The organism is Enterobacter sp. Cy-643, assembly GCF_011752815.1.
Lineage (GTDB): Bacteria > Pseudomonadota > Gammaproteobacteria > Enterobacterales > Enterobacteriaceae > Cedecea.
In genome coordinates, this window is record NZ_VWWV01000013.1 from 11,197 (window position 1) to 26,590 (window position 15,394).

A 15,394-nucleotide genomic window follows, 5' to 3' on the forward strand; every position below is an offset into this window, starting at 1 on the left:
GTAGCAGATGGCAAAACAACCGGGATTAGATTTTCAAAGTGCTAAAGGCGGCCTCGGCGAGCTGAAACGCAGACTGATGTTTGTTATCGGTGCGCTGATTGTGTTTCGTATTGGCTCTTTTATTCCGATCCCTGGTATTGATGCCGCTGTACTTGCCAAACTGCTTGAGCAACAGCGAGGCACCATCATTGAAATGTTCAACATGTTCTCTGGTGGTGCTCTCAGCCGTGCTTCTATCTTCGCGCTGGGTATCATGCCGTATATTTCGGCATCGATCATCATTCAGCTGCTTACCGTGGTTCATCCCGCGTTGGCAGAGCTGAAGAAAGAAGGGGAATCTGGTCGTCGTAAGATTAGCCAGTACACCCGTTACGGCACTCTGGTGCTGGCAATATTCCAGTCAATCGGTATTGCTACCGGTTTACCGAATATGCCTGGTATGCAGGGCCTGGTGTTAAACCCAGGCTTTGCATTCTATTTCACCGCTGTTGTAAGTCTTGTCACCGGGACAATGTTCCTGATGTGGCTGGGCGAACAGATTACTGAACGTGGTATCGGTAACGGTATCTCAATCATAATCTTCGCGGGTATCGTTGCGGGTCTTCCGCCGGCCATTGGCCATACCATCGAGCAAGCAAGGCAAGGCGACCTGCACTTCCTCCTGTTGCTGTTGGTTGCAGTATTAGTATTTGCAGTGACCTTCTTCGTTGTTTTTGTTGAGCGTGGCCAGCGCCGCATTGTGGTCAACTACGCTAAACGTCAACAGGGTCGTCGTGTCTATGCTGCGCAGAGCACACATTTACCGCTGAAAGTGAATATGGCCGGGGTTATCCCTGCGATCTTCGCCTCCAGTATTATTCTGTTCCCGGCGACCATCGCGTCATGGTTCGGGGGCGGTACCGGTTGGAACTGGCTGACAACAATTTCGCTGTATTTGCAGCCTGGGCAACCGCTTTATGTGTTACTCTATGCGTCTGCAATCATCTTCTTCTGTTTCTTCTACACGGCGTTGGTATTCAACCCGCGTGAAACAGCAGATAACCTGAAGAAGTCCGGTGCATTTGTACCAGGAATTCGTCCGGGAGAACAAACGGCGAAGTATATCGATAAAGTAATGACCCGCCTGACTCTGGTTGGTGCGTTGTATATTACCTTTATCTGCCTAATCCCGGAGTTCATGCGCGATGCAATGAAAGTGCCGTTCTACTTCGGTGGGACCTCACTGCTGATCGTTGTTGTCGTTATCATGGACTTTATGGCTCAAGTGCAAACTCTGATGATGTCAAGTCAGTACGAGTCTGCATTGAAGAAAGCGAACCTGAAAGGCTACGGCCGTTAATCGTCGCTTGAGAAGTTACGGAGAGTAAAAATGAAAGTTCGTGCTTCCGTCAAGAAATTATGTCGTAACTGCAAAATCGTTAAGCGTGACGGTGTTATTCGCGTGATTTGCAGCGTAGAGCCGAAGCATAAACAGCGTCAAGGCTGATTATCTCGCATATTTTTCTTGCAAAGTTGGGTTGAGCTGGCTAGATTAGCCAGCCAATCTTTTGTATGTCTATGCGTTTCCATTTGAGTATCCTGAAAACGGGCTTTTCGGCATGGGACGCATAATCTAAATAGTAGGAGTGCATAGTGGCCCGTATAGCAGGCATTAACATTCCTGATCAAAAACACGCTGTGATCGCGTTAACCTCGATCTACGGTGTCGGCAAGACTCGCTCCAAGGCCATTTGTGCTGCGGCGGGTATCGCTGAAGATGTTAAGATCAGTGAGCTGTCTGAAGAACAAATCGACACGCTGCGTGACGAAGTTGCCAAATTTGTCGTTGAAGGTGATCTGCGCCGTGAAGTGAGCATGAGCATCAAGCGTCTGATGGACCTTGGTTGCTATCGCGGTTTGCGTCATCGTCGTGGTCTGCCAGTGCGCGGTCAGCGTACTAAGACCAACGCACGTACCCGTAAGGGTCCGCGCAAACCGATCAAGAAATAATCGGGGTGATTGAATAATGGCAAAGGCACCAATTCGTGCACGTAAACGTGTAAGAAAAACAGTCTCTGACGGCGTGGCTCATGTCCATGCTTCTTTCAACAACACCATCGTTACTATTACCGATCGTCAGGGTAATGCGTTGGGTTGGGCAACTGCCGGTGGTTCCGGTTTCCGTGGTTCTCGCAAATCCACTCCGTTTGCAGCTCAGGTTGCAGCAGAGCGTTGCGCAGAAGCCGTGAAAGAATACGGTATCAAGAACCTGGAAGTTATGGTTAAGGGTCCTGGCCCAGGCCGCGAATCAACTATTCGTGCTCTGAACGCCGCTGGTTTCCGCATCACTAATATTACTGATGTGACTCCAATCCCTCATAACGGTTGTCGTCCGCCGAAAAAACGTCGCGTATAACGCGTCCGTTTTCTAGGATTGTTGGAGAAAGAAAATGGCAAGATATTTGGGTCCTAAGCTCAAGCTGAGCCGTCGTGAGGGCACCGACTTATTCCTTAAGTCTGGCGTTCGCGCGATCGATACCAAGTGTAAAATTGAACAAGCTCCTGGCCAGCACGGTGCGCGTAAACCGCGTCTGTCTGACTATGGTGTGCAGTTGCGTGAAAAGCAGAAAGTTCGCCGTATCTACGGTGTGCTGGAGCGTCAGTTCCGTAACTATTATAAAGAAGCAGCTCGTCTGAAAGGCAACACCGGTGAAAACCTGTTGGCTCTGCTGGAAGGTCGTCTGGACAACGTTGTTTACCGTATGGGCTTCGGCGCCACTCGTGCAGAAGCACGTCAGCTGGTTAGCCACAAAGCTATCATGGTAAATGGTCGCGTTGTTAACATCGCTTCTTATCAGGTAACTCCGAATGACGTAGTCAGCATCCGTGAGAAAGCCAAAAAGCAATCTCGCGTTAAGGCCGCTCTGGAGCTGGCTGAGCAGCGTGAAAAGCCAACCTGGCTGGAAGTTGATGCTGCCAAGATGGAAGGTGTGTTTAAGCGTAAGCCTGAGCGTACCGATCTGTCTGCGGACATTAACGAACACCTGATCGTCGAGCTTTACTCCAAGTAAAGCTTAGTACCAAAGAGAGGACACAATGCAGGGTTCTGTGACAGAGTTTCTAAAACCACGCCTGGTAGATATCGAGCAAGTGAGTTCGACGCACGCCAAGGTGACCCTTGAGCCGTTAGAGCGTGGCTTTGGCCATACTCTTGGTAACGCACTGCGCCGTATTCTGCTTTCATCGATGCCGGGTTGCGCGGTGACTGAGGTTGAGATTGATGGTGTACTGCACGAGTACAGCACCAAAGAAGGCGTTCAGGAAGATATCCTGGAAATCCTGCTCAACCTGAAAGGGCTGGCGGTAAGAGTTCAAGGTAAAGATGAAGTTATTCTTACCCTGAATAAATCTGGCATTGGCCCTGTGACCGCAGCCGATATCACCCATGATGGTGATGTCGAAATCGTCAAGCCGCAGCATGTGATCTGCCACCTGACCGATGAGAACGCCGCTATTAGCATGCGTATCAAAGTTCAGCGCGGTCGCGGTTATGTGCCGGCTTCTACCCGAATTCATTCGGAAGAAGATGAGCGCCCAATCGGCCGTCTGCTGGTCGACGCCTGCTACAGCCCTGTAGAGCGTATTGCCTACAATGTTGAAGCTGCGCGTGTAGAACAGCGTACCGACCTGGACAAGCTGGTCATCGAAATGGAAACCAACGGCACAATCGATCCTGAAGAGGCGATTCGTCGTGCGGCGACCATTCTGGCAGAACAACTTGAAGCTTTCGTTGACCTACGCGATGTGCGTCAGCCGGAAGTTAAAGAAGAGAAACCAGAATTCGATCCGATCTTGCTGCGCCCTGTTGACGATCTGGAATTGACTGTCCGCTCTGCTAACTGCCTCAAGGCAGAAGCTATCCACTATATCGGTGATCTGGTACAGCGTACCGAGGTTGAGCTGCTCAAAACGCCTAACCTGGGTAAAAAATCTCTTACCGAGATTAAAGACGTGCTGGCTTCTCGTGGTTTGTCTCTGGGCATGCGCCTGGAAAACTGGCCACCAGCAAGCATTGCTGACGAGTAACCGGATCACAGGTTAAGGTTTTACTGAGAAGGATAAGGTCATGCGCCATCGTAAGAGTGGTCGTCAACTGAACCGCAACAGCAGCCATCGCCAGGCTATGTTCCGCAACATGGCAGGTTCACTGGTTCGTCATGAGATCATCAAGACGACCCTGCCTAAAGCGAAAGAGCTGCGTCGCGTAGTTGAGCCGCTGATTACTCTTGCCAAGACTGACAGCGTTGCTAATCGTCGTCTGGCATTCGCCCGCACTCGTGATAACGAGATCGTGGCAAAACTGTTTAATGAACTGGGTCCGCGTTTTGCGAGCCGTGCAGGTGGTTACACTCGTATTCTGAAGTGTGGCTTCCGTGCTGGTGACAATGCTCCGATGGCTTACATCGAGCTGGTTGATCGCGCCGAGTCTCAAACAGAAGCTGCTGCAGAGTAATCTGTAGTAACGTAGAAAAACCGGGCTTGCCCGGTTTTTTTATATCCAAAATATCCCCTTCTCTCTTTTCCCCGTATCCTTGTTTTACACCTGAAACTCTGAGGTCACTATGTGGTTGCTTGATCAATGGGCAGAACGGCATATTCTTGATGCACAGCGAAATGGAGAATTCGAGAGTCTTGCCGGTAGCGGTGAACCGATATCACTCGACGATGATAGTCATGTTCCACCCGAGCTCCGTGCCGGATACCGTCTGCTAAAAAATGCAGGTTGTTTGCCGCCAGAAATGCAGCAGCGTAAGGATGCTATTGAGCTGGTTGATCTACTGAAAACGGTGCATATTCAGAGTGAGGAGTATCAGGCAATAAGTAAAAAGCTTGCACTGCTTGAGCTCAAACTCCAACAGGCGGGTATAAACACTGACTTCTTACGCGGTGAATATGCCGTAAAATTGATGCAGCATATCGATGAGGAAAAGTGATGTTTCGTATAGGTGAACTAGCAAAACTGGCGGATGTGACCCCGGACACTATTCGTTACTACGAAAAGCAAAACATGATGGATCACGAAGTACGGACTGAAGGTGGCTTTCGCCTGTACAGTGATAGTGACCTTCAGCGCCTTAAGTTTATTCGCTACGCTAAGCAGCTTGGTTTTACGCTTGAGGCCATCAGGGAACTGTTATCGATCCGCATCGACCCTGAACATCATACTTGCCAGGAATCTAAAGGAATTGTGCAGAGTCGGTTGAGTGAAGTTGAGTCAAAAATCAAAGAATTGCAGAATATGCGGCGTTCGCTGCAGCGTCTGAACGATGCTTGTTGCGGCAGCGCACACAGCAGCGTGTACTGTTCCATTCTGGAGACGCTGGAGCAAGGAGCAAGCAGTAAATAGCCGCTTGATCTTTAACAGTCTGAGGCATAGACTCGCGGCGATCGTTTAACCCATTTGGAGTGACTATGAGCACCAAATATCGCCATCAAAAAGGGCAAATTAAAGATAACGCCATTGAGGCACTATTACATGACCCACTGTTCAGGCAAAGAGTTGAGAAGAATAAGAAAGGGAAAGGCAGTTATCAGAGAAATGAGAAACATGGTAAGAAGGGTAACTGGGAGGCCAGTGGCAAACAAGCAATTCGCTTTTTTACCACTGGCCTTCTGCTTTTAATAACCAGTATTAATTCCGTTGGTTCTGCTCTTTCAGTAAGTCGCGAATCTCGCTCAGCAGAATTTCCTCTTTAGACGGTGCCGGAGGTGCGGCAGGCTCTTCCGCTTTCTTACGATTCAGTTTATTGATCACTTTGATGGCCATGAAGATAGCAAAGGCCACAATCACGAAGTCAAAAATATTCTGAATAAACACGCCGTAATGCATGACTACCGCAGGTACGTCGCCCTGGGCATCGCGCAATGTTAAAGCAAACTGTTTGAAGTCAACGCCACCAATTAGCAAACCCAGTGGCGGCATAATAATATCCGCTACGAGGGAGGAAACAATCTTCCCGAACGCTGCACCAATAATCACACCCACTGCCAAATCAACAACGTTCCCGCGCATCGCGAATTCGCGAAACTCTTTTAAAATACTCATTTATCTCTCCTTGTGCCGGCTGACAGTAATAATTCTAACAAAGGATGCCTTAATTTCCATTGCCACCGGAAATAAGATTTTTTGTTAAACCCATAATTTAAAAATGGTTTTCGTGTGAAGAAGCAGGGCAGAAATATTTCTGCCCTGTTGAGTTTAGAGGAAGAATGGGCTTGGCTGGAACAGGCGTTCGACATCGCTGACAAATTTCTTATCCGTTAAGAACATAATAACGTGATCGCCCTGTTCTATACGAAGATTGTCATTGGCAATCATCACATCATTGCCCCGTACAACGGCACCAATGATCGTGCCTGGCGGCAGTTTTATCTCGTCGATAACTCGGCCCACAACGCGAGAGGTGCTTTCATCGCCATGAGCTACGGCCTCAATGGCTTCTGCAACGCCGCGACGCAGAGATGAAACGCCAACAATATCGGCTTTACGCACATGTCCGAGTAGAGCAGAAATGGTTGCCTGCTGAGGTGAAATCGCAATATCAATCACGCTCCCCTGCACTAAATCGACATAGGCATTACGCTGTATGAGGACCATGACTTTTTTAGCCCCCATTCGCTTAGCCAGCATAGCTGACATGATGTTGGCTTCATCATCATTGGTGACCGCTATAAAGAGATCAACCTGGTCGATATGTTCCTCTGCCAGCAATTCCTGATCTGAGGCATCGCCGTAAAATACGATAGTGTTTTGCAGCATCTCCGCAAGTTCCGAAGCCCGCTGCTGATCGCGCTCGATCAGTTTTACGCTGTAATCTTTCTCGAGACGGTGCGCTAAACCTGCGCCGATGTTACCGCCGCCCACAAGCATTATGCGTTTGTAAGGTTTTTCGAGGCGCTGAAGCTCGCTCATTACCGCGCGGATGTTTTGCGAAGCGGCGATAAAGAAGACTTCATCCCCGGCTTCGACAATGGTTGAACCCTGTGGGCGAATAGGGCGGTCGTGACGGAAAATGGCTGCTACACGCGTATCGATGTGCGGCATATGTTCGCGCATGGTGGAGAGTGCATTACCCACCAGAGGACCGCCATAGTAGGCTTTTACTACGGCCAGGCTAACTTTCCCTTCGGCAAAATTAACGACCTGAAGTGCCCCTGGATACTCAATCAGGCGGTAAATATTGTCGATCACCAGTTGCTCAGGAGCAATCAGATGATCGATGGGAACTGCCTCTGCATTGAACAGTTTCTCTGCATCGCGAACATAGTCGGGAGCTCGAATACGGGCAATTCTATTGGGTGTATTAAACAGAGAATAAGCTACCTGACATGCGATCATGTTCGTTTCGTCAGAGCTGGTTACCGCCACTAACATATCCGCGTCATCGGCCCCTGCTTCACGTAGTACGCGGGGATGAGAGCCGTGGCCCTGCACTACGCGTAGGTCAAACTTATCCTGCAGGCTGCGCAGGCGTGCCTGGTTAGTGTCGACGACGGTAATATCGTTGTTCTCACCGACCAGATTCTCCGCCAGAGTGCCGCCGACCTGGCCCGCACCCAGAATGATTATTTTCATCGTTTATCGCTTCACGAGTGATGAAATTTATGACTCACCTTACAGGGAGTCAGCTCTTAATTAGCTTAGCGTAATAGAAGCCGTCGCCGTCGTCTGCCGCAGGCAGATTTTGAATGCCCGGCGTTTTCTCGTCACCGGTTTCCACCAGTTTTGCATCGGCATGGCGCGCCAAAAACGCGCTCACCTGATCTTTATTCTCTTCAGGGAGAATAGAACAAGTGGCGTAGACAAGCGTCCCGCCGGATTTAAGGTAAGGCCAGATAGCATCCAGAATCTCTTTTTGCAGGGCAACGAGCTCAGCGATATCCCTGTCGCGGCGCAGCCACTTGATATCCGGATGGCGACGAATAACGCCGGTTGCTGAGCATGGCGCATCAAGCAGAATGCGGTCAAACTTAGTTTCGCCACACCACTGAGCAGGGAAACGGCCATCTCCCTGTTTCACTTCGGCTTTCATGCTAAGGCGCTCAAGATTTTCATGCACGCGTTTCAGGCGCTGGGCGTCAACGTCGACGGCCATAACTTTTGCATTCGGAGCCGCTTCCAGAATATGCGTTGTCTTACCGCCCGGTGCGGCGCAAAGGTCCAGAATAGCCTCGCCATTTTGGGGATCCAAAAGATCGACGCTACCCTGAGCTGAAGCATCCTGTACGGTCACCCAGCCTTGTTCAAAACCAGGTAGTGCCTGAACGGGGGCGGGTGATTCAAGGCGAACAGCATCCTGATATTTGGGATGTATATGACCTTCCAGACCAGCCTCAGTCAGCAAAGTCATCCATGCTTCACGCGTATGGTGCTGGCGATTGACGCGCAGCCACATAGGAGGGCGCTGGTTATTAGCATCGACAATGGATTCCCAGCGGTCCGGGTAAGCTTTTTTCAAACGCTGCAGCAGCCAGGTCGGGTGTAGAAAGCGACTTTCATGCTTAGCAGCTTCTGCCATCAGGCTTTCCTGCTGGCGCTGGAACTGACGCAGTACGCCATTAATCAAGCCTTTAAAAGCCTGGCGTTTGATCGCGATGGCGCCCTCAACGGTTTCAGCCAGAGCAGCATGTGCAGGAATGCGGGTATACAGAAGTTGATAAATACCGACCATAATTAAGTAATGGATTGTGCGCTGCTTTCCGGTCATCGGGCGTGACATGAGTTTGCCAACCAGCCAGTCCAGCTGCGGAAGAGTACGCAGCACGCCAAAGCACAGCTCCTGCAGCAGGGCTCTGTCTTTATCAGACACTTTCTGCTGTACCCCAGGCAGTACATTACTTAATGATTGTCCTTGCTCGACAACGTGTTCAATTGTTTGGGCAGCCAGGCTGCGAAGATTCAGTGTTTTTTTCATTATCGTGCTCTGGTTTTTCCAGCGCTATAAACAAAAATGCCCAGGTTACCCTGGGCGTATAAATTCGGCTTCTTCAGGCGAGGACCGTACCAGGTTCAAACCATTCACGGCGTGAGTTCAGGAGATCCTGCGCTTTCATGGCTTTTTTACCCGCGGGCTGCAGCTCTTCAAGATTCAGAATGCCCTCGGCGGTCGCAACCTGGATGCCTTGTTTACTGGCGGCCAGAATGGTGCCCGGTGCTGAGTTTGTCTGCGTGTTAATGACTGACGCGCGCCAGACTTTTAGCGGCTGACCGTCGATTTCCAGCCAGCTCATTGGCCATGGGTTAAAAGCACGGATACAGCGTTCCAGTTGGTCGGCAGAAAGACTCCAGTTAATGCGGGCCTCTTCTTTGCTGAGTTTCTCAGCATAGGTCACCAGCGCTTCGTCCTGAACCTCCGGCGTAGCGGTGCCATTGGCTAGCTGTTCAAGTGTCTCCAGAAGGCCTTTGGGACCCAGCCCTGCTAGCTTATCGTAGAGGCTACCGCTGGTGTCTTCTGCCTCAATCGGGCAAGAGAGTTTATACAGCATGTCGCCGGTATCGAGACCGATATCCATTTGCATAATGGTGACGCCAGTTTCTGCATCCCCCGCCCACAAAGAACGCTGGATCGGTGCAGCGCCACGCCAGCGCGGCAGCAGTGAACCATGAACATTTACGCAGCCCAGACGAGGCATATCAAGCACCGGCTGAGGCAAAATCAGGCCATACGCAACTACCACCATAACATCGGCATTGAGGTCGGCAACCAGCTGCTGATTTTCTGCTTTACGCAGCGTAGCTGGCTGAAAGACAGGAATGCCTTTCTCTTCCGCCAGCACTTTAACCGGGCCTGGCATGAGTTTTTTACCGCGGCCTGCCGGACGATCCGGCTGGGTAAAGACTCCAACGACCTGGTGCTGAGAAGACAACAGCGCGTCAAGGTGACGCGCTGCGAAGTCTGGGGTTCCGGCGAAAATAATACGCAGAGAATCTGACACGTTGTTTGTTGTCCTTAAGCTTTCGCTTTCAAACGGTCGAGTTTTTCAACTTTCTGACGAATACGTTGCTGTTTTAGCGGCGACAAATAATCGATAAACAGTTTACCGACCAGGTGATCCATTTCGTGCTGGATGCAAATCGCCAGCAGGCCATCCGCTTCCAGTTCAAAGGCTTTACCGTCACGATCGAGCGCGCGAATTTTCACTTTTTCCGCACGAGGTACCAGCGCCCGCTGTTCAGGGATGGACAGGCAACCTTCTTCAATACCGGTCTCTCCGCTTTTTTCAAGCAGCTCCGGGTTAATCAGCACCAGCTGTTCGTCACGGTTCTCGGACACATCAATCACGATGATACGTTGGTGAATATCTACCTGCGTAGCCGCCAGGCCAATGCCTTCTTCGGCGTACATCGTATCGAACATATCATCAACGATACGCTGAATGTCCGCATTCACTTCTTCAACCGGTTTAGCGACTTTGCGAAGACGCTCGTCGGGAATATGTAATACTTGCAAAACTGCCATAAATTTCCAGAGCTGTGTTCAGTAGTAGAAAGGATTATTCCCTCTATTCTAGACATTTCCCCGGCTGATTGACAGCATCAGTGACCAATCGCAAGGATTGCTTTAATGGCCTGTGGCAGGGGGATTGAGTGCAGATAACGGAGATTTGGCTACGTCTTATGGCTGTTAAGGGGCTAAGCGGTGATAAGTTCCTAAAAATAGCTCACTTCCTTGAACGATGCCCGGTGGTAGAAAGGGAAAGCCTACTTGCGGCAGGATTAAACACTCGAGAATGTGCAGTGTTTAATGCATTTGATGAGCGCCAGCGTGAAGCAAGCCTACTCTGGCTCGATAAGCCAAATCACTATCTGCTGACGGCAGAAGACGCCCAATATCCTGAGCAGCTCAGAGCTATAAATGATTATCCGGGGGCTCTTTTTGTGGCCGGCGACCCTGAACTGCTAAGCCAGAACCAGCTTGCGGTTGTCGGTAGCCGCAACCTGTCAGATTACGGCGAGCGCTTTTGCCGGCAGTTCTGCGAAGCGCTTGCACAGTCTGGGCTGGTGATAACCAGCGGCCTGGCATTGGGCATTGATGGCGTGGCACATCGTGCGGCCCTGAGGGTCAAGAGTAAAACCATTGCTGTGCTGGGTAATGGATTAGGCAGCGTTCATCCTAAGCGCCATTTGATGCTGGCCCGGCAAATTCTCGAGCAAGAAGGGGCGGTGTTATCCGAGTTTCCTCTTGCCTGTACGCCCTGGCCCTCGAACTTTCCGTGGCGTAACCGTGTTATTAGTGGGCTGAGTAGAGCCGTTTTTGTCGTAGAGGCCGGTGAGCGGAGTGGATCCCTGGTGACTGCCCGCTATGCCGTTGAACAGGGTAGAGAGGTATTTGCTCTGCCCGGTACGGTAGGAAGTCCGGGCAGCGATGGCCCACATTGGCTTATCCAGCAAGGGGCAAATTTGGTACGAAGCCCGCAGGATATCCTCGATTATCTCGCCTCTGAACTCCACTGGCTTCCCGCTTCGCACAATGTGTCAATATATTCGCCAAATCAACAGGACGGCGCATTGCCATTTCCCCATCTGTTGGCTAACGTAGGAGATGAGGTTACACCTGTTGACGTCGTCGCTGAACGTGCCGGCCAACCTGTGCCAGAGACGGTAGCTCAGTTACTCGAACTGGAGTTAGCAGGATGGATCGCAGCTGTACCCGGCGGCTATGTCCGATTGAGGAGGGCATGCCATGTTCGACGTACTAATGTACTTATTTGAAACCTACATCCACAGCGAAGCAGAAATGCGCGTTGATCAGGATAAGCTGACGAGCGATCTCACCGACGCTGGTTTTGATCGTGAGGACATTTTTAACGCATTAGTGTGGCTTGAAAAGCTGGCCGACTACCAGGATGGTTTGACCGAACCGATGCAGCTTGCTGCCGATCCTCTCTCTATGCGTATTTTCACCGCAGAAGAGAGCCAGCGGCTTGATGCAGACTGTCGGGGCTTTTTACTGTTCCTTGAACAGATTCAGGTGCTAAATCTCGAAACCCGCGAAATGGTGATTGAGCGTGTGCTGGCGCTGGACACAGCAGAATTCGAACTGGAAGATCTGAAGTGGGTTGTGCTGATGGTGCTGTTCAACATTCCGGGGTGTGAAAACGCCTACCAGCAAATGGAAGAATTACTCTTCGAGGCAAATGAAGGTATGCTGCACTAAATTGAGTTGCAGCATGAGATGTTATGGCCAAGTCAGCACTGTTCTCGGTGCCAAAAAATGAACCCTGCCCCCAATGCGGGGCAGCGTTATCAATACGTTCCGGTAAACACGGCCCGTTTTTGGGTTGTTCTCATTACCCGGAATGCGATTATGTTCGCTCGCTAAAGAGCCAGGCCGATGGGCATATTGTTAAAGTGCTTGATGGCCAGCAATGCCCGGTTTGCCAGTCAACGCTTGTGTTACGTCAGGGGCGATTTGGCATGTTTATCGGCTGCAGCAATTACCCTGAATGTGAACACACGGAAATCATTGATAAACCGGATGAGACGGCCATAGCCTGCCCTCAGTGCCAGAAAGGGCAACTGGTTCAGCGTCGTTCGCGCTACGGGAAAACGTTCTGGTCCTGTAACAGCTACCCGGACTGTCAGTTTGTCATTAACTTTAAACCGGTAGCGGGCGTCTGTTCTGAATGTCAGTACCCGCTGCTTATTGAAAAGAAAACGGCTCAGGGCGTGAAACGCTTCTGCGCGAATAAACAATGTGGAAAGCCGGCAACGGCGGAACAAGCCAGTGAATAATAACCTGCCTGAAGGCCAGCTCGCGCAGATCGTAGCGGCCCTGAAAGAACAACAAGTCATTGCTTACCCAACCGAAGCCGTTTTTGGCGTGGGTTGCGATCCCGATAGTGAACTCGCGGTTACTCGCCTGCTTGAGCTTAAACAGCGTCCGGTAGAGAAGGGACTCATCCTCATCGCCGCCAATTTTGAGCAGTTGAAACCTTATATAGATGCCGCTGCGCTAAATGAAGAACAGCTTTCGGTGGTGTTTGCAAGCTGGCCTGGCCCGGTGACGTTTGTTTTCCCGGCTTTGCCTTCCACCCCAAAATGGTTGACCGGGCGTTTTGATTCTCTGGCGGTGCGTGTGACCAATCATCCGCAAGTGAAAGAGCTGTGCCTTGCCTACGGTAAACCTCTGGTATCTACCAGTGCGAACCTTACGGGCTTGCCTCCGTGCCGTACCTCGCAAGAGGTTCAGCAGCAGTTTGGCCTAAGTTTCCCCGTGCTGATGGGGGATACCGGTGGACGACTGAATCCTTCAGAAATCCGTGATGCCTTAACCGGCGAACTCTTCCGCCAGGGGTAATTATGGAAACTTTCGCCGTCTTTGGTAACCCTATCCAGCACAGCAAATCCCCTCTTATTCATCGCCTTTTTGCGGAACAATTGGGAATTGAACATCCTTATGGACGCGTGCTTGCTCCGTTAGACACCTTTGTTGAAACACTTGAGGCCTTTTTCAATAAAGGCGGAAGGGGCGCTAACGTCACCGTACCTTTTAAAGAGCAGGCTTTTGTTCGTGCAGACGAGCTTACAGAGCGGGCGGCGCTTGCAGGTGCAGTCAATACGCTCAAACGCCTGGAAGATGGACGTTTGCTTGGGGACAATACGGACGGTATCGGCTTGTTGAGCGATCTTGAACGTTTGAAATTGATCCAACCCGGCGATCGTATTCTGCTGGTGGGGGCCGGCGGCGCAGCGCGTGGTGTACTGCTACCCTTGTTATCATTAGATTGTGCGGTCACGATAACCAACCGTACGTTTGCCAAAGCGGCAGAACTGGCTGATTTATTCAGCCATACGGGCAGCGTTAACGCCGTGGCAATGGATCAGCTCGAGGGGCATGAATTCGATTTACTGATCAACGCCACGTCCAGTGGGATTGGCGGTGAGATCCCTGCGCTGCCGGTTTCTCTCCTTTCCCACCGCGTGAGCTGCTACGACATGTTTTACCAGAAAGGGCTGACGCCATTCTTGAACTGGGCCACGAGCCACGGTGTAGTGTCTTACGCGGATGGCCTTGGCATGCTGGTGGGTCAGGCTGCACACGCTTTTATGCTTTGGCACGGCGTTATGCCGGATGTTGCGCCAGTTATTGAGGCGTTGAAAAGAGAAATGGCAGCGTGAATCAGGCCATACAGTTTCCCGATCGTGAAGTCTGGGATGAAGAGCGGCAGGCGATCCGTTTTCCGGCGCTGGTGCAAGGGTTTCAGGTTGAGTGCGCGATAAGCGCATTGGCCATTGCCAGCCGCTTCGGCGGCAATGGCGCCGAAGCGTGGCTTTCGTTGTTTCGGGAACATCGTTGGGAGCTTGAAGAAGAAGCCGAAGGCCTGATCGAAAGTGAGCAGGAAGGCGATCAAGGGTGGTACTGGCTATCCTGAGCCAGATACTCATCTTTCCAGCGCACATAATTGTTAGCGGAGTAGGTTAATCCGGCCAGCTCCGCCTCAGTCAGGCGGCGAATCTGTTTCACCGGGCTGCCTAAATAGAGAAAGCCGCTTTCCAGGTGTTTGTTCTGGGGGACCAGGCTACCGGCACCAATCATCACATCATCTTCTACTACTACTCCATCCAATAGGATCGACCCCATTCCAACCAAGACGCGATTGCCGATCGTGCAGCCGTGCAGCATTACCTTATGGCCCACCGTCACATCTTCACCAACGATCAGAGGGTTCCCTTCAGGTTTGTAAGAGGACTTATGGGTAACATGAAGCACGCTGCCATCCTGGATGTTGGTGCGTGCTCCAATTGTCACGGTGTTTACGTCCCCTCGAATAGCAACTAACGGCCAGATACTGACATCATCCGCCAGTTTTACATCACCAATTACCACGCTGGTGGGATCAACCATGACTCGTTCACCGAATTGAGGGAACGTTTTTTGAAAAGCACGCAGAACCGCAGACATATACACCTCAGGGAAATTCATTACATGAATAGACTGTGGCCGCTTTCTTGAGCAATGGCAAGGGAGTAAAGGGCTGAAAAGGGGGCAGATCGAACAGGATCTCAGCGAAAAGTGTGAAAACTAAACATTCAGAAAAAAAGATCGAAAAAGTACTTGTGCTAAAAAGTGGGATCCCTATAATGCGCCTCCATCGAGACGGCACAGTGAATCACTTCACAAAATGGCCGATTCGATAAAGAGAAAAAATCCTGAAAATCGGGGTTGACTCTGAAAGAGGAAAGCGTAATATACGCCACCTCGAGTTAGCAAGCGAAAGCGCCTAACTCACTGCTCTTTAACAATTTATCAGACAATCTGTGTGGGCACTCGCAGGATTGATATCTCAGCATCTTCGGATGCAAACAAATATCAAGTCTTGAAGAGTGACTACTGATTTTATAAACAGTTTT

The 15,394-nt window shown here is 50.8% G+C and carries 22 protein-coding genes; 16 read left to right on the forward strand and 6 right to left on the reverse strand.

Annotation, left to right across the window (positions count from 1 at the left end; all coding sequences use genetic code 11):
• The first annotated feature begins 7 nt into the window (after nt 1–7).
• From secY to F3J29_RS22455, 10 genes are all read left to right on the forward strand, one after another.
• Nucleotides 8–1,339: a preprotein translocase subunit SecY gene (secY, locus tag F3J29_RS22410; protein ID WP_008457186.1), complete on the forward strand. Its 1,332-nt coding sequence runs from the start codon at nt 8–10 to the stop codon at nt 1,337–1,339.
• A 30-nt stretch (nt 1,340–1,369) separates the two neighbouring features.
• Nucleotides 1,370–1,486, forward strand: a complete 117-nt coding sequence (rpmJ, locus tag F3J29_RS22415) for a 50S ribosomal protein L36 (RefSeq protein ID WP_008457187.1) — start codon at nt 1,370–1,372, stop codon at nt 1,484–1,486.
• A gap of 146 nt (nt 1,487–1,632) precedes the next feature.
• Nucleotides 1,633–1,989, forward strand: a complete 357-nt coding sequence (gene rpsM / locus F3J29_RS22420) for a 30S ribosomal protein S13 (protein WP_008457189.1) — start codon at nt 1,633–1,635, stop codon at nt 1,987–1,989.
• A 16-nt stretch (nt 1,990–2,005) separates the two neighbouring features.
• A complete protein-coding gene (gene rpsK / locus F3J29_RS22425; protein ID WP_008457192.1) occupies nt 2,006–2,395 on the forward strand; it encodes a 30S ribosomal protein S11 in 390 nt (129 codons plus the stop codon).
• A 34-nt stretch (nt 2,396–2,429) separates the two neighbouring features.
• Nucleotides 2,430–3,050 (forward strand): 30S ribosomal protein S4, encoded by a 621-nt coding sequence (gene rpsD, locus F3J29_RS22430; RefSeq protein WP_008457194.1) that lies wholly within the window; start codon nt 2,430–2,432, stop codon nt 3,048–3,050.
• Between the two features lie 25 nt (nt 3,051–3,075).
• Nucleotides 3,076–4,065: a DNA-directed RNA polymerase subunit alpha gene (locus F3J29_RS22435; protein WP_008457196.1), complete on the forward strand. Its 990-nt coding sequence runs from the start codon at nt 3,076–3,078 to the stop codon at nt 4,063–4,065.
• A 40-nt stretch (nt 4,066–4,105) separates the two neighbouring features.
• Nucleotides 4,106–4,492 carry a 50S ribosomal protein L17 gene (gene rplQ / locus F3J29_RS22440; RefSeq protein ID WP_008457198.1) on the forward strand — a complete coding sequence of 129 codons (387 nt, stop codon included), beginning with the start codon at nt 4,106–4,108 and terminating at the stop codon, nt 4,490–4,492.
• 109 nt (nt 4,493–4,601) lie between these two features.
• Nucleotides 4,602–4,973 (forward strand): DnaJ family domain-containing protein, encoded by a 372-nt coding sequence (locus F3J29_RS22445; RefSeq protein WP_166869356.1) that lies wholly within the window; start codon nt 4,602–4,604, stop codon nt 4,971–4,973.
• Nucleotides 4,973–5,386, forward strand: a complete 414-nt coding sequence (zntR, locus tag F3J29_RS22450; protein ID WP_166869358.1) for a Zn(2+)-responsive transcriptional regulator — start codon at nt 4,973–4,975, stop codon at nt 5,384–5,386. Before F3J29_RS22445 ends, zntR begins: the two co-directional genes overlap by 1 nt.
• Before the next feature lie 65 nt (nt 5,387–5,451).
• Nucleotides 5,452–5,736 (forward strand): alternative ribosome-rescue factor A, encoded by a 285-nt coding sequence (locus F3J29_RS22455; RefSeq protein ID WP_166869359.1) that lies wholly within the window; start codon nt 5,452–5,454, stop codon nt 5,734–5,736.
• Here F3J29_RS22455 and mscL read toward each other — a convergent pair.
• The 5 genes from mscL to def form a co-directional block, all read right to left on the reverse strand.
• Entirely contained in the window at nt 5,672–6,085 is a 414-nt protein-coding gene (gene mscL / locus F3J29_RS22460; protein ID WP_166869361.1) for a large-conductance mechanosensitive channel protein MscL, read from the reverse strand. The two genes, F3J29_RS22455 and mscL, sit on opposite strands and share 65 nt — an antisense overlap.
• Before the next feature lie 153 nt (nt 6,086–6,238).
• Nucleotides 6,239–7,615 carry a Trk system potassium transporter TrkA gene (gene trkA / locus F3J29_RS22465; protein ID WP_008457209.1) on the reverse strand — a complete coding sequence of 459 codons (1,377 nt, stop codon included), beginning with the start codon at nt 7,613–7,615 and terminating at the stop codon, nt 6,239–6,241.
• A gap of 49 nt (nt 7,616–7,664) precedes the next feature.
• Nucleotides 7,665–8,954: a 16S rRNA (cytosine(967)-C(5))-methyltransferase RsmB gene (gene rsmB / locus F3J29_RS22470; RefSeq protein WP_166869363.1), complete on the reverse strand. Its 1,290-nt coding sequence runs from the start codon at nt 8,952–8,954 to the stop codon at nt 7,665–7,667.
• A 73-nt stretch (nt 8,955–9,027) separates the two neighbouring features.
• Nucleotides 9,028–9,975 carry a methionyl-tRNA formyltransferase gene (gene fmt, locus F3J29_RS22475; protein WP_166869365.1) on the reverse strand — a complete coding sequence of 316 codons (948 nt, stop codon included), beginning with the start codon at nt 9,973–9,975 and terminating at the stop codon, nt 9,028–9,030.
• Between the two features lie 14 nt (nt 9,976–9,989).
• Nucleotides 9,990–10,499, reverse strand: coding sequence for a peptide deformylase (def, locus tag F3J29_RS22480; RefSeq protein WP_039288271.1), 510 nt, complete (start codon nt 10,497–10,499; stop codon nt 9,990–9,992).
• Nucleotides 10,500–10,627: 128 nt separating this feature from the next.
• On the opposite strand from def, the gene dprA reads away from it, so the two are divergent.
• Genes dprA through F3J29_RS22510 form a run of 6 tightly spaced genes read left to right on the forward strand, consistent with a single transcriptional unit; the run spans nt 10,628 to nt 14,415 of the window.
• Complete coding sequence (gene dprA, locus F3J29_RS22485) at nt 10,628–11,752, forward strand: DNA-protecting protein DprA (RefSeq protein ID WP_166869367.1); 1,125 nt, start codon at nt 10,628–10,630, stop codon at nt 11,750–11,752.
• On the forward strand, nt 11,724–12,197 hold the full coding sequence (smg, locus tag F3J29_RS22490) for a DUF494 family protein Smg (RefSeq protein WP_008457217.1): 474 nt from the start codon (nt 11,724–11,726) through the stop codon (nt 12,195–12,197). Before dprA ends, smg begins: the two co-directional genes overlap by 29 nt.
• A gap of 23 nt (nt 12,198–12,220) precedes the next feature.
• The gene (locus F3J29_RS22495; protein WP_166869368.1) at nt 12,221–12,775 is read left to right on the forward strand and encodes a DNA topoisomerase family protein; all 555 of its coding nucleotides are present in this window, start codon (nt 12,221–12,223) and stop codon (nt 12,773–12,775) included.
• Nucleotides 12,768–13,340: an L-threonylcarbamoyladenylate synthase type 1 TsaC gene (gene tsaC, locus F3J29_RS22500; RefSeq protein WP_166869370.1), complete on the forward strand. Its 573-nt coding sequence runs from the start codon at nt 12,768–12,770 to the stop codon at nt 13,338–13,340. Before F3J29_RS22495 ends, tsaC begins: the two co-directional genes overlap by 8 nt.
• A 2-nt stretch (nt 13,341–13,342) precedes the next feature.
• Nucleotides 13,343–14,161, forward strand: a complete 819-nt coding sequence (gene aroE / locus F3J29_RS22505; protein WP_166869372.1) for a shikimate dehydrogenase — start codon at nt 13,343–13,345, stop codon at nt 14,159–14,161.
• Nucleotides 14,158–14,415 carry a DUF1488 family protein gene (locus tag F3J29_RS22510; RefSeq protein WP_166869374.1) on the forward strand — a complete coding sequence of 86 codons (258 nt, stop codon included), beginning with the start codon at nt 14,158–14,160 and terminating at the stop codon, nt 14,413–14,415. The genes aroE and F3J29_RS22510 overlap by 4 nt, the downstream gene beginning before the upstream one ends.
• Here the strand turns inward: F3J29_RS22510 and F3J29_RS22515 are convergent.
• Complete coding sequence (locus F3J29_RS22515) at nt 14,391–14,945, reverse strand: gamma carbonic anhydrase family protein (RefSeq protein WP_166869376.1); 555 nt, start codon at nt 14,943–14,945, stop codon at nt 14,391–14,393. The genes F3J29_RS22510 and F3J29_RS22515 overlap by 25 nt on opposite strands.
• Between the last annotated feature and the right edge of the window lie 449 nt (nt 14,946–15,394).

Bases quoted from the DNA above. Each gene is read 5' to 3' on its own strand.
- smg (WP_008457217.1), top strand. From the start codon at position 11,724: ATGTTCGACGTACTAATGTACTTATTTGAAACCTACATCCACAGCGAA.
- secY (WP_008457186.1), top strand. From the start codon at position 8: ATGGCAAAACAACCGGGATTAGATTTTCAAAGTGCTAAAGGCGGCCTC.
- rpmJ (WP_008457187.1), top strand. From the start codon at position 1,370: ATGAAAGTTCGTGCTTCCGTCAAGAAATTATGTCGTAACTGCAAAATC.
- rpsK (WP_008457192.1), top strand. From the start codon at position 2,006: ATGGCAAAGGCACCAATTCGTGCACGTAAACGTGTAAGAAAAACAGTC.
- F3J29_RS22435 (WP_008457196.1), top strand. From the start codon at position 3,076: ATGCAGGGTTCTGTGACAGAGTTTCTAAAACCACGCCTGGTAGATATC.
- trkA (WP_008457209.1), bottom strand. From the start codon at position 7,615: ATGAAAATAATCATTCTGGGTGCGGGCCAGGTCGGCGGCACTCTGGCG.
- zntR (WP_166869358.1), top strand. From the start codon at position 4,973: ATGTTTCGTATAGGTGAACTAGCAAAACTGGCGGATGTGACCCCGGAC.
- def (WP_039288271.1), bottom strand. From the start codon at position 10,499: ATGGCAGTTTTGCAAGTATTACATATTCCCGACGAGCGTCTTCGCAAA.
- F3J29_RS22515 (WP_166869376.1), bottom strand. From the start codon at position 14,945: ATGTCTGCGGTTCTGCGTGCTTTTCAAAAAACGTTCCCTCAATTCGGT.
- rplQ (WP_008457198.1), top strand. From the start codon at position 4,106: ATGCGCCATCGTAAGAGTGGTCGTCAACTGAACCGCAACAGCAGCCAT.
- rsmB (WP_166869363.1), bottom strand. From the start codon at position 8,954: ATGAAAAAAACACTGAATCTTCGCAGCCTGGCTGCCCAAACAATTGAA.
- aroE (WP_166869372.1), top strand. From the start codon at position 13,343: ATGGAAACTTTCGCCGTCTTTGGTAACCCTATCCAGCACAGCAAATCC.
- F3J29_RS22445 (WP_166869356.1), top strand. From the start codon at position 4,602: ATGTGGTTGCTTGATCAATGGGCAGAACGGCATATTCTTGATGCACAG.
- rpsD (WP_008457194.1), top strand. From the start codon at position 2,430: ATGGCAAGATATTTGGGTCCTAAGCTCAAGCTGAGCCGTCGTGAGGGC.
- F3J29_RS22455 (WP_166869359.1), top strand. From the start codon at position 5,452: ATGAGCACCAAATATCGCCATCAAAAAGGGCAAATTAAAGATAACGCC.
- mscL (WP_166869361.1), bottom strand. From the start codon at position 6,085: ATGAGTATTTTAAAAGAGTTTCGCGAATTCGCGATGCGCGGGAACGTT.
- F3J29_RS22495 (WP_166869368.1), top strand. From the start codon at position 12,221: ATGGCCAAGTCAGCACTGTTCTCGGTGCCAAAAAATGAACCCTGCCCC.